Consider the following 10,768-nt stretch of genomic DNA (forward strand, 5'->3'; position numbering starts at 1 on the left):
GGTACCTATTCGATCCTGCAGCCGGCGCGGTCGGCAACGCTGAAGGCCAACAAGCTGGCTGCGCTCGAAGCCGGTGGCCCAAGCCGCATCGCGACGGCGAACATCGGTTGCCTGACGCATCTGGCGGGCGGTGCGAAGCGGCCAGTGTAGCATTGGATCGAACTGATCGCCGAGCGGCTGGGGGTTTGAGCTTGGCGCTTGACGTCGAGAGTGTCTGTACAGCAATCTGTACGTTAGGAACGCCATCAGCTACACCGCCGCTCGCGAAAATCTGGCCGCGACCATGGATCGGGTCTGCGAAAGCCATGCGCCTGTGATCATCACCCGCAACCGCGACCAGGCGGTGGTGATGCTGTCGCTCGAGGATTATTCGGCGCTGGAGGAAACCGCCTACCTGCTGCAGAGCCCGGCGAATGCACGGCGCCTGCTGGAGTCGATTGAAGCGCTGGAGCGTGGACAAGGCGTCAACGCCGATATTGATCTGGGCGCGTGAACCTGACGTTTGCCCCCCGCGCCTGGGAGGACTACCTGCACTGGCAGGCGACCGACCCGAAGATCACCGAGCGCATCCATCAGCTGTTGAAAGACATCCTGCGCAACCCGCACAGCGGCATCGGCAAGCCAGAACCGCTGAAGCACGCATTGAAAGGCTGGTGGTCGCGACGGATCACTGCCGAACACCGGATCGTCTACAAGCTGGTTGATGACGCGGTGCTGATCGCGCAGCTGCGCTATCACTATTGAGGCAGCTTCGTCCGCGGCGGCAGGTGCCCCGACTTGAACCAGATCCGGCAGCCGTCACGCGAGAACGGCGTATGCGAGGAGCCGGGCGGCACGCGATACCAGGTGCCGGCCGGGTAGTCGCCGAACTCATCGCTGAGCGTGCCCTGCAGCACCAGCACTTCCTCGCCGCCGCCATGGGCGTGGAACAGCGAGGCGCAGCCGGGCGCGAAGTCGATCAGCTTGACCACCTCGTTGCCGAATTGATGAAGCAGGATTTCCTGCTGGCAGGGCACGCGGCCCGGCTGCCATTCGGCCTTGCTCGTATCGATCGCGAATTGCACGCTGTCACCATCCTCGAACTGCCAGAGCTTGACCAGGATCGTGCAGCCGGCCGTCGAGCGCGGCACATGCCGGGAGCCGACCGGATTGCGCACATAGGTGCCGGCCGGATACGCGGCGTGCTCATCTTCGAACACGCCTTCGAGCACGTAGAACTCCTCGCCGCCGCCATGCGTGTGCGCGGCGAAGCGGGAGCCCGGCGCATAGCGGACCAGGCTGGTCGCCCGCGCCACCTCAAAGCCATCGCGATCCAGAGGCTTGCGATCCACGCCGGCCAACGGCGACGGCGTCCATTCCATCGCCGTGGTGTCGATGACGACCCGTTGCGTGTAATCGGTGTTGAGTTTCACGGCCGGCGTTTCAGGGCTTGGCGAGCGCGTTGGCGATCAGCCCGAATACCTTGCGATCGACAACCATGCCGAGGTGCGAGCACTGCACTTCGATGTGCTTGACGTGGCGGTTGTGGCGATCGATGCAGGCGCCCCAATTGACGATGCCGTCGTGGCGGTCGTACAGCGCGGTGACCGGCACGGAGATCGCTTTCGCCGTTTCGCGGGCATCGGCGGCCAGCGCCATGCGATCGAGATCCAGCCCCTTTTTCTGGTAGCTGCGGCCCACCGCAGTGAACTTGGCGCCGCCGATCACCGGCGAGCCGAGCGTCACGACTTGATCGACCCACTGCGGATATTCGCGGGCAAGTTCGCGCGCCATTGCGCCGCCCAGGCTCCAGCCGACCAGCTTCACCTTGGCGCCACGGCTGTCGGCGAAGCGCTGCAGGCGCTCGACCAGCAGCGGCTGCAGCCGTTTCAGGTTGCCGGTGTTGCGGCCCAGCCCCCAGCTGATCGCGTGATAGCCGAGCGTTTTCAGGCGCCGGGTCAGCAGCGAAACGGCCAGGTCATCGGCGGCGAAACCCGGCAGCACCATCACCGGTTGGCCATGGCCGCGCGGCAGCTCGGCGGCGAACGGGCGGGGCAGGAAACTGCCGACCAGCTCCGGAACCACGCGCAGCTCCCAGAGCATCAGCTTGCGATCGGGTGCGTTCATCGTCGCTTCCTCGGGCTTCAGGTCCTTACAGCCGGCGCCAGCGCTGGCCGTCTTTCGAGTCTTCCACCAGCACGCCACGCGCTTTCAGATCGTCGCGGATGCGGTCAGCTTCCTTGTAGTCCTTGGCGGTTTTCGCGGCGATGCGGGCGGCGAGCGCGGCTTCGATTTCTGCTTCGCTCGGGCCTTCCGATGCCGTGCCGGAGGACTGGCTGAACCATTCGCCCGGGTTCTGTTGCAGCAAGCCGAGCAGTGCGCCGGCGTCCTTGATCTGGGCGACCAGCGCGGCTTTCTCGGCAGCATCGCTGGCCTTGTTCAGCGCACGCGCCAGCTCGAACAGTTCGGCCAAGGCCGCCGGCGTGTTGATGTCGTCTTCCAGCGCTGCGATGAACGCATCCGGCGCCTTGGCATCGGAGGCTGCGACATCGCCGGCATCGCGCAGGGCGCCATACAGGCGATCGAGCTTGCGGCGGGCATCGGCAAGCGCTTCGTCGTTCCAGTCCAGCGGCTGGCGGTAGTGGCCGGTCAGCAGCGCGAGGCGCACGGCCTCGCCCGGCGCAGCCTTGAGGATCTCGCGAATCAGCAACACGTTGCCGACCGACTTGGACATCTTCTCGCTGTCCATGGTCAGGAAACCGTTGTGCAGCCAGTAGCGCGCGAAGGTCTTGCCGTCGTGCGCGGCGGTGCTCTGGGCGCGCTCGTTCTCGTGATGCGGGAAGACCAGATCGTGGCCGCCGCCGTGGATGTCGATGGTGTCGCCGAGCAGCGCTTCGGCCATCGCCGAGCATTCGATATGCCAGCCCGGACGGCCGCGGCCCCAGGGCGATTCCCAACCTGGCTGATCGGGTGTCGACGGTTTCCACAACACGAAATCACCCGGGTCCTTCTTGTACGGCGCCACTTCCACGCGCGCCCCGGCGATCATCTCGCGGCGGTCGCGCTTCGACAGTTCGCCGTAGCCGGCGTAGCTGGTGACGTTGAACAGCACATGGCCTTCGGCGGCGTAGGCCGCACCAACGGCGATCAGGCGCTCGACCATCGAGATGATGTGCGCGAGGTGTTCGGTGACCTTCGGTTCGTAGGTCGGCCGGGCCACGCCGAGCGCGTCGAGATCCTCGTGGTAGATGTCGGTGTAGCGCTCGGTGATGACCTTGATCGCCACGCCTTCCTTCGCTGCAGCCGTGTTGATCTTGTCGTCGATATCGGTGATGTTGCGGGTGTAGTCCACGCGCGGATAGCGGCGGCGCAGCACTCGCGCCAGCACGTCGAAAACCACCGCCGGACGGGCGTTGCCGATGTGGGCGAACGAATACACCGTGGGCCCGCAGACGTACATCGTCACCCGCTCGGGATTCAGCGGCGCGAAATCTTCCTTGCGGCCGGACAGCGTGTTGTGCAGTTGCATGAGGGCTCGATGGGCGGAAAAGCCGGGCAAGGATAGCTTCGGGGCGTGGCCGTTGCAGGCAAGTGCTCCCGGCGCATTTCCTGCAGGCGACAATGACGCCGTTCCGCGCTCCAGACACTCATGATCCTCGATACCTGGCTGGCCTTCTTCGTTGCTGCCTGGCTGATCTGCCTGTCACCCGGGCCGGGTGTGCTGTCCTGCGTCACCGCCGGGCTCAACCACGGTTTCCGCGCTGCACTGTGGAACATCGCGGGGCTGCAGGCGGGGGCGACGGTGACCCTGATCGTGGTCGGCGTTGGCCTCGGTGCGGTGCTGGCCGCTTCGCCGATCGCGTTCAATGCGATCAAGTGGTTCGGCGCGGGTTATCTGGTTTATCTGGGCATCAAGCAGTGGCGTTCGGTGAGCGCGCCGCTCAAGTTGTCCACGGCGGACGTGCCGCTGGCGGTGCGTTCCGATACGCCACGCGCCCTGTTCCTGCGCGGCCTGATCGTCAATTCGACGAATCCGAAAGGCATCCTGTTCACGGCCTCGGTGCTGCCGCAGTTCATCGATCCGGCGTCACCGCAGCTGATCCAGTTCGTGATCGTCTGGTGCACGCTGTTTTTCACCGACGTCTGCTGCATGTGTGGCTACACCGCGCTGGGCCTGCAGGCGCTGCGCTTCCTGCAGAACCCGGTGGCCGCGCGCTGGACCAATCGGGTGTTCGGCGCCTTGTTCATCGCCGCCGGTATCGGCCTGGCGGTGTTCAAGCACGGCGCTTGATCGCGGACAAAAAAAGAGACCGCCGAGGCGGTCTCCTTTCGCAGCTCGGTCGCGCTTAGTTCTTGCGCTCTTCGCGACGTTGCTGGCGGTTTTCCTGCCGATCTTCACGGTTGTCCTGGCGATTTTCCTGACGGTCGCCACGATTTTCCTGGCGCTTGTCGGTGCGCTCGGCACGGTTTTCCTGACGATCCTTGGTGCGGTCTTCGCGGTTGTCCTGACGCTTTTCCTGACGGTCAGCGCGGTTGTCCTGGCGTTTCTCCTGACGCTCGGAAGCCTTCTCGGCCGGCGTTTCGTCAGCACTGACGTGAATGGTGGTCAGCGCAAACGCGGCAGCAGCGAGCATCGTGGCGATCGATTTATGGTTCATGGTCTCTTCTCCTGAGGGCGATAAAACGTGAGCGCTGCGGCGAATAATGCTTGTTGAAATGTCTTGGCCGCTGCGACCAGAGTTACTCTAGCTTTCCCGCATGAACGCCCGCTGACCGGTGGTCAGCTAGTCCTTCGAGCCGGTAGTGACTTCCGGCCGCCGCCCGTAGCGCGTCATCAGATCCAGCGTGTGGATGTCCTGCACGCCCTTGGTGCGGTTCTCGAAGAAGAACTTCAGGCCGTGCCAGATGGTCGGGAAGGCGATGTCGTCCCAGGGAATTTCTTCCTCGCTCATCAGGCGCGTTTCCGAGCTTTCCGGCGTCACGCCGTGATGCGGCGAGCGCATGGTGCCGTGATAGATCATGTAGATCTGCGACACGTACGGCACGTTGATGACCGCGAGCAGGCCGGTGATGTCGACCTCGGCCTGTGATTCTTCGAGTGTTTCGCGCGCTGCGCCCTGGGCCGAGGTTTCGTCCATTTCCAGGAAGCCGGCCGGGAACGTCCACAGGCCCAGACGTGGTTCGATGTTGCGGCGGCACATCAGCACCTTGCCTTCCCAGATCGGCACGCAGCCGGAGACGACCTTGGGATTGCGGTAGTGCACCGTGCCGCAAGCCGGGCAGACGGCGCGCGGCAGATGGTCGCCAGGCGGAATCAGCTGGTCCACGGCATGGCCGCAGTCGGAACAGAATTTCATGCAGAAGGGCAGGGTGCGCGACGCGAAACGGCGTCTGAGGAGAGCGTAGCAGAGGAGTCCTGGCTCTGGCCCTGCGCAGATGACTTTGAACGTGGCGCCGTCAGCCGGGGTCGCTGCTGAATCAATACATACAAGGATGCTTTGATGAATCGTCTTGTCCTGCCCTTGCTGGCCAGTCTCGGTCTCGCCGCGAGTTCTGCGGTCTTCGCAGCCGAGCAGGAGGCCGAGCCCGCCGCCGAAAAGCCGAACTACAAGCTGGTGACGGTGGCCGAAGGTCTGGAATTCCCGTGGAGCCTCGCGTTTCTGCCGGATGGCCGGATGCTGGTCACCGAGCGGCCGGGGCGGCTACGCATCGTGACGGCCGATGGTCAGCTTTCCCCGCCGGTGACCGGCGTGCCGGCGGTGTTCGCGCAGCGTCAGGGCGGTTTGCTGGACGTGGCGCTCGATCCGCAGTTCGCCAGCAATGCGCGGGTCTATCTGTCCTACGCAGAGGCCGATGCGGCGGGTCTTGCCGGCACGGCGGTGGCGCGCGGCAAGCTGGTGGGCAATGCGCTGACCGAGGTCGAAGTGATCTACCGGCAGACGCCGAAATCCGAAGGCGGCCTCCATTTCGGCTCCCGGCTGGCGTTCGCGCCGGACGGCAAGCTGTTCATCACCCAGGGCGATCGCTACCTGATGAAGGACATGGCGCAGACGCTCGATAACGACTTCGGCAAGGTGGTCCGCATCAATCCGGATGGCTCGATTCCGACTGACAACCCCTTCGTCCGCACCGCTGGCGCGCGGCCGGAAATCTGGTCCTACGGCCATCGCAACATGCAGGGCGCGGCGATCCATCCGCAGACCGGCAAGCTGTGGACGCACGAGCACGGCGCGATGGGTGGCGACGAGATCAACCTCGACGAAGCCGGCAAGAACTACGGCTGGCCGGTGATCACCTGGGGCATCAACTACGACGGCAAGCCGATCGGCATCGGCACCACGAAGGAAGGCATGGAGCAGCCGCTGCTGTACTGGAAGCCGTCGATCGCACCGAGCGGCATGGCCTTCTACACCGGCGACAAGTTCTCGGCCTGGCGCGGCAACCTGTTCGTCGGCTCGATGAAGTTCGCCTACCTGAACCGCATCGAGCTCGACGGCACCACGGTCAAGGCCGAGCACAAGCTGCTCACCGAAGTGAACGAGCGCATCCGCAGCGTCCGCCAGGGGCCGGACGGCTATATCTACGTCACCACGGACACGCCGAAAGGCCGCGTGCTGCGGCTCGAACCCGGTTAAAGCCCGAGGTCGCTGAGGGACGGGTGATCGTCCGGCCGTCGGCCGGATGGCCAACGGAACAGGCGATCAGCGTCGGCGATCTCCAGATCGTTGATGCTGGCGTGGCGCAGCGCCATCAGACCATTGGCATCGAACTGCCAATTCTCGTTGCCGTAGCTGCGATGCCAATGGCCGACGTGGTCATGCCATTCGTAAGCGAAGCGCACGGCGATGCGGTTATCGCCGAACGCCCAGAGTTCCTTGATCAGCCGATAGTCCTGTTCCTTCACCCATTTGCGTTCCAGGAACTCGACGATCTGCCCGCGGCCGACCAGAAATTCGTTGCGATTGCGCCAGCGGCTGTCCGGCGTATAGGCCAGCGATACGCGCACCGGATCCTTCGAATTCCAGGCGTCTTCGGCCAGGCGAACTTTCTTCGTCGCGTCCTCCAGCGAGAACGGCGGCAGCGGCGGGCGGGGTTCGATTGCGGTCATCGGTTGAGCTCTCCTGAGTGGATCAATGCTGCACGACCGGCTGGCCTTCGAAGGCCGCCAGTTTCGCTTTCAATTGCTCGATCTCGTCGAGCAGCGGCTGTACCTGTTCAGCAGTGAAACGCGGCGTGATGTGTTGCGGGCAATTCCAGTCCACCGCTTCGACGTCGAAGATCACCGCGCGTTCGATCTGGGCGGGATAGCCCGGTGTTCCGATGCTGGCGATCAGCGCCGGATCGTCGGCCGCCTCGACGATACGCGCACGCGCCCAGATCTTCAGTCGCCGGCGCTTGGCGTAATCCATCAGGAACAGTGACACGCGAGGGTCGGCGACGATATTGCCGGCGCTCAGGTACTGAACATTGCCGCGAAAGTCCGCGAAGCCCAGCGTCTTCTCGTCGATCACCCGCAGAAAGCCCTTCGGCCCGCCGCGATGCTGCACATACGGCCAGCCAGGCCGGCCATCGGCCTCGGTGCCGTGGCTGGCGAGATAGAAGCTGTCGCGCTCGGCGATGAACTGCGCTTCGCGCACGGTGATCCGGTCGCGATGATCGTCGCTGGTCTCGAAGCCCAGGTTCTGTTCGCGGCTGCCATAGCGGCGCTGCGCATCGCGCACGCTGTCGGTAAACGTCAGTTCTGAAAATCGGCGGGCCATGGAAGTCTCCGGTGTGGATGAGCGGACCGAGACAGGCTAATCCGCTGGTCATGCGACTAGAATCCCTGCGATACGAACAAGTTTGTTTCAGAAATAGAAACAATGGACCGCATCCACGAGATGACCGTGTTCCAGACCGTCGCCGATGCCGGTGGCTTTTCGGCGGCTGCGCGGCGGCTGGCCTTGTCGACGCCGGCCGTCACCCGCGCGATCGCCTCGCTGGAAGAACGGCTCGGCGCGCGCCTGCTGCACCGGACCACGCGGCAGATGCAGCTGACCGAAGCCGGCGAGCGCTATCTCGGCGATTGCCGACGTCTGCTCGCTGAAATCGACGAAGCCGATCGTGCCGCCGCCGGCGTTCATGCCGAGCCACGCGGCCAGCTGCTGGTCACCGCGTCAGCGCTGTTCGGGCGTCTGCACGTCGCACCGGCGCTGTTCTCACTCCTGGCGCTGCATCGGCAACTGACTTTGCGCACGCTGTTCGTCGATCGCGTCGTCAACCTGTCGGAAGAAGGTGTGGACCTCGCGGTGCGCATCGGCGAGCTGCCGGATTCATCGCTGCGCGCGGTCGGCGTTGGCCGCGTGCGGCGGGTGCTGGTTGCGGCACCGGCTTATCTCGCTGAACACGGCCGGCCCGTTGCGCTCACGGAGTTGGCCCGCCACGCCACCATCGGCTTCACCGGGCTGTCGGTGCCGAACGACTGGCGTTTCCAGGTCGATGGCCAGCAGCGGCAGGTGCCGATCAGCCCGCAGCTGATCACCCAGTCCGCCGATGTCGCGCTCGATGCCGCCGTCGCCGGCCTCGGCCTGGTGCGCCTGCTGAGCTATCAGGCCGATGCCGCGGTGCGCGACGGCCGGCTGGAAATCCTGCTGCCGGCGTTCGAGCCACCGCCGCTGCCGGTGCACGTGCTGCATCACGAAGGCCAGCGGGTGTCGGCCAAGGTGCGCGCCGGCTTCGATCATCTGGTCGCCGCACTCCGCGCCAATCCGGTGCTGCAGCCGCTGACCTGATCAGGTTATCGAGTGGCGGCCGTTATCCATCACCAGCTCGCGCTCCGGCCAGCGCATGGCCGACAACCTGCCGCTGAAGCCGGCAGTCACGCCTTCGGCGCGTTCCGCGAAGCGCAGGCCGACGCAATGATCCACACAGAACGCATTACCGCTTGGGCCCAGCCAGACATCGTCCGGCACATCCTCGAACAGACCATGGATGCCGCCCTTGTGCGCGGGCTGGGCAACGCCGCTCGGCGTGCGCCAGTAGTGGCCGAAGATCACCGCCACCGGATCGTCGTACTGCTGCCACCAGCGCGTGCGCCCAAGCAGACGCCACTTGCTGGTCGACCAGAACGGTTCGGCCGCCGGCAGCTCGATGCCCGAGGTCAGCACCCGCACCGGATTGCCGTTGTGCTGCCGCGCCTCGCGCAGCGCGAACAGCGGCATCAGTTCCGGCTGCACTTCGCGCTGCGACATCAAGGCGTGATAACGCCGGCCCTGCTCACTGCATAGCGGGTCGGCATCCAGCGCCTGCAACTCGGCACGCAGCGCCGCTTCGGCCTCGATGTACAAGGCCACCGCGTTGCTCGCCTTCGAAGCACGCACCGCCTGCAGCGCCGCCGAGTCCGGGCAAGCGTGGACGATGCGCAGATCCGCCCGCTCCAGCACCAGCGGCAGGCTGAGCAGGAAATGGATGATGTCGGCACGCGTCTCGACATCCGCCGGCCGGCAATCGGCAAAGCGCGGATCGCCGTGGTCCTGATGCCAGTCCTCGTCGAAGAACCAGCCATTGCCCTCGCGCGGCTCGTCGCGCAGCAGATTCATCTCGTGATTGCCGAGCACGCACTGCGCGCGCCCGGCCGCGATCCAGGCCTGCACCCGCTGAATCACCTCGATGCTGTCCGGCCCGCGATCGCAGAGATCACCGACGAACACCAGCCGCCGCCCCTCCGGATGCCGCGCCTTGGCGTCGTAACCGAGTTCGCGCAGCAGCGCATCGAGCGCTTCCACTTCGCCATGGACGTCGCCGATCACGTCGAGCGGGCCATCGGCCAGCGGCTGGATCAATCCTCGGTGTTTCATTGCGAAGGCCAAATTAAGCCGTGGTCGGTCATGGCGAGACCGTTTCGCTCGATCCATTAGGCTTCGGTTGAACTGCTAGATGTGTCTCCTTGTGCCACTGGACATACAGCTCTGCAGGCGCAGCGCCAAACTCATTGATGAGGTGGCTATATAGTCGATCAATGGACTCGGCTAGCCGAAGGTCTTGGGTATCGCTTCCGTAAAACAGAGCTATAGCGTCCGAACTTGCAGTGAGACTTTGAAGCAGGCTGCAAAGCGCGGATTCTTCAAAACGCTCACCATTTAGGAAGGCTTGGCGCGCGTCCTCGACGATTTGATCCATCTCGTCGCCAATAGGCACAACTTTCCAAACCGGAGTGTTCGACGAGCCGAAGATTGTCCTCGCTGCTTCACTCATGCCTCGACAAAGCGACACTGGAATGCGCATGAAGGAAACCGCGACTTGTGGATCGTCACCCCGAGCCAATAAGTGTTGTGTCATTGGTAACCATGCTCGCGGTATGAAGTAACTTCCGATCTGAAAGTTACCCAATTTGTTAGCCACAAACGTCCGGGGTAGACAGGCAGCCAGAGCGGAAAACGCTGGAGGCGCTTTCGCAAGTCCTTGATTCCGGGAGGCGAGGGGGCTTGGTGCAAGCCCCCGCACAAAAAACTGGTGTAAGGAGGGCTTCAAACATCGCCCGGAAACGTCCTATCTGCGCTGTTTCCGTGGTTGTGACCTATGAAGGTACCCCCAAAAATACCCCCAGACTGTACCGGTACCCCCTCGAATGTACCGGTCTGGGGACGCGTCGGATAGCGCGGGGCCGGCGCGCCCGGTTTCCTCCGCGACTTCTTCCGCGCTTTCACCAATGAAGCGGGTCAGGTCGTCGGGTTCCTGCCTCGCGATGCCCGGTTGGCTCAGTTGGCGTGCGCTGTCGGATTGCTCACCAATGCTTCAACTACGACGGGAG

The 10,768-nt window shown here is 64.3% G+C and carries 14 protein-coding genes and 1 pseudogene; 6 read left to right on the forward strand and 9 right to left on the reverse strand.

From position 1 onward, the window contains the following. From glcF to Q0D45_RS18605, 3 genes and pseudogenes are all read left to right on the forward strand, one after another. Nucleotides 1-150 (forward strand): annotated as a pseudogene (gene glcF / locus Q0D45_RS21690) (glycolate oxidase subunit GlcF); the annotation flags it as partial. Between the two features lie 76 nt (nucleotides 151-226). Further along, on the forward strand, nucleotides 227-493 hold the full coding sequence (locus Q0D45_RS18600; protein WP_366946503.1) for a type II toxin-antitoxin system prevent-host-death family antitoxin: 267 nt from the start codon (nucleotides 227-229) through the stop codon (nucleotides 491-493). Beyond that, complete coding sequence (locus tag Q0D45_RS18605; protein WP_293396355.1) at nucleotides 490-744, forward strand: Txe/YoeB family addiction module toxin; 255 nt, start codon at nucleotides 490-492, stop codon at nucleotides 742-744. Before Q0D45_RS18600 ends, Q0D45_RS18605 begins: the two co-directional genes overlap by 4 nt. Here Q0D45_RS18605 and Q0D45_RS18610 read toward each other — a convergent pair. From Q0D45_RS18610 to cysS, 3 genes are read right to left on the reverse strand one after another with little or no spacing between them, the layout of a single operon-like run. Further along, nucleotides 738-1,412, reverse strand: coding sequence for a cupin domain-containing protein (locus tag Q0D45_RS18610; RefSeq protein WP_293396358.1), 675 nt, complete (start codon nucleotides 1,410-1,412; stop codon nucleotides 738-740). The two genes, Q0D45_RS18605 and Q0D45_RS18610, sit on opposite strands and share 7 nt — an antisense overlap. Before the next feature lie 10 nt (nucleotides 1,413-1,422). After that, nucleotides 1,423-2,106 carry an alpha/beta hydrolase gene (locus tag Q0D45_RS18615; protein ID WP_293396361.1) on the reverse strand — a complete coding sequence of 228 codons (684 nt, stop codon included), beginning with the start codon at nucleotides 2,104-2,106 and terminating at the stop codon, nucleotides 1,423-1,425. Nucleotides 2,107-2,131: 25 nt separating this feature from the next. Continuing rightward, a complete protein-coding gene (gene cysS, locus Q0D45_RS18620) occupies nucleotides 2,132-3,508 on the reverse strand; it encodes a cysteine--tRNA ligase (RefSeq protein ID WP_293396364.1) in 1,377 nt (458 codons plus the stop codon). A 120-nt stretch (nucleotides 3,509-3,628) separates the two neighbouring features. Here cysS and Q0D45_RS18625 point away from each other — a divergent pair, with 120 nt between their 5' ends. Next, nucleotides 3,629-4,270, forward strand: a complete 642-nt coding sequence (locus Q0D45_RS18625; protein ID WP_293396367.1) for a LysE family transporter — start codon at nucleotides 3,629-3,631, stop codon at nucleotides 4,268-4,270. A 55-nt stretch (nucleotides 4,271-4,325) separates the two neighbouring features. On the opposite strand, the gene Q0D45_RS18630 is transcribed toward Q0D45_RS18625, so the two are convergent. Then, nucleotides 4,326-4,637: a hypothetical protein gene (locus Q0D45_RS18630; protein ID WP_293396370.1), complete on the reverse strand. Its 312-nt coding sequence runs from the start codon at nucleotides 4,635-4,637 to the stop codon at nucleotides 4,326-4,328. 126 nt (nucleotides 4,638-4,763) lie between these two features. Beyond that, a complete protein-coding gene (locus Q0D45_RS18635) occupies nucleotides 4,764-5,336 on the reverse strand; it encodes an NUDIX hydrolase (protein WP_293396373.1) in 573 nt (190 codons plus the stop codon). A 144-nt stretch (nucleotides 5,337-5,480) separates the two neighbouring features. Here Q0D45_RS18635 and Q0D45_RS18640 point away from each other — a divergent pair, with 144 nt between their 5' ends. Beyond that, on the forward strand, nucleotides 5,481-6,614 hold the full coding sequence (locus Q0D45_RS18640; RefSeq protein WP_293396375.1) for a PQQ-dependent sugar dehydrogenase: 1,134 nt from the start codon (nucleotides 5,481-5,483) through the stop codon (nucleotides 6,612-6,614). Here the strand turns inward: Q0D45_RS18640 and Q0D45_RS18645 are convergent. Both Q0D45_RS18645 and Q0D45_RS18650 read right to left on the reverse strand, forming a co-directional pair. Beyond that, nucleotides 6,611-7,087 carry a nuclear transport factor 2 family protein gene (locus Q0D45_RS18645; protein ID WP_293396378.1) on the reverse strand — a complete coding sequence of 159 codons (477 nt, stop codon included), beginning with the start codon at nucleotides 7,085-7,087 and terminating at the stop codon, nucleotides 6,611-6,613. The genes Q0D45_RS18640 and Q0D45_RS18645 overlap by 4 nt on opposite strands. Before the next feature lie 22 nt (nucleotides 7,088-7,109). Then, complete coding sequence (locus tag Q0D45_RS18650; RefSeq protein ID WP_293396381.1) at nucleotides 7,110-7,739, reverse strand: pyridoxamine 5'-phosphate oxidase family protein; 630 nt, start codon at nucleotides 7,737-7,739, stop codon at nucleotides 7,110-7,112. Nucleotides 7,740-7,841: 102 nt separating this feature from the next. Here Q0D45_RS18650 and Q0D45_RS18655 point away from each other — a divergent pair, with 102 nt between their 5' ends. Continuing rightward, complete coding sequence (locus Q0D45_RS18655) at nucleotides 7,842-8,750, forward strand: LysR family transcriptional regulator (protein ID WP_293396384.1); 909 nt, start codon at nucleotides 7,842-7,844, stop codon at nucleotides 8,748-8,750. On the opposite strand, the gene Q0D45_RS18660 is transcribed toward Q0D45_RS18655, so the two are convergent. After that, a complete protein-coding gene (locus Q0D45_RS18660) occupies nucleotides 8,751-9,800 on the reverse strand; it encodes a metallophosphoesterase (protein ID WP_293396387.1) in 1,050 nt (349 codons plus the stop codon). A gap of 43 nt (nucleotides 9,801-9,843) precedes the next feature. Then, nucleotides 9,844-10,359, reverse strand: coding sequence for a hypothetical protein (locus Q0D45_RS18665; RefSeq protein WP_293396390.1), 516 nt, complete (start codon nucleotides 10,357-10,359; stop codon nucleotides 9,844-9,846). Between the last annotated feature and the right edge of the window lie 409 nt (nucleotides 10,360-10,768).

It is taken from the genome of Nevskia sp. (genome assembly GCF_023266035.1).
Lineage (GTDB): Bacteria > Pseudomonadota > Gammaproteobacteria > Nevskiales > Nevskiaceae > Nevskia.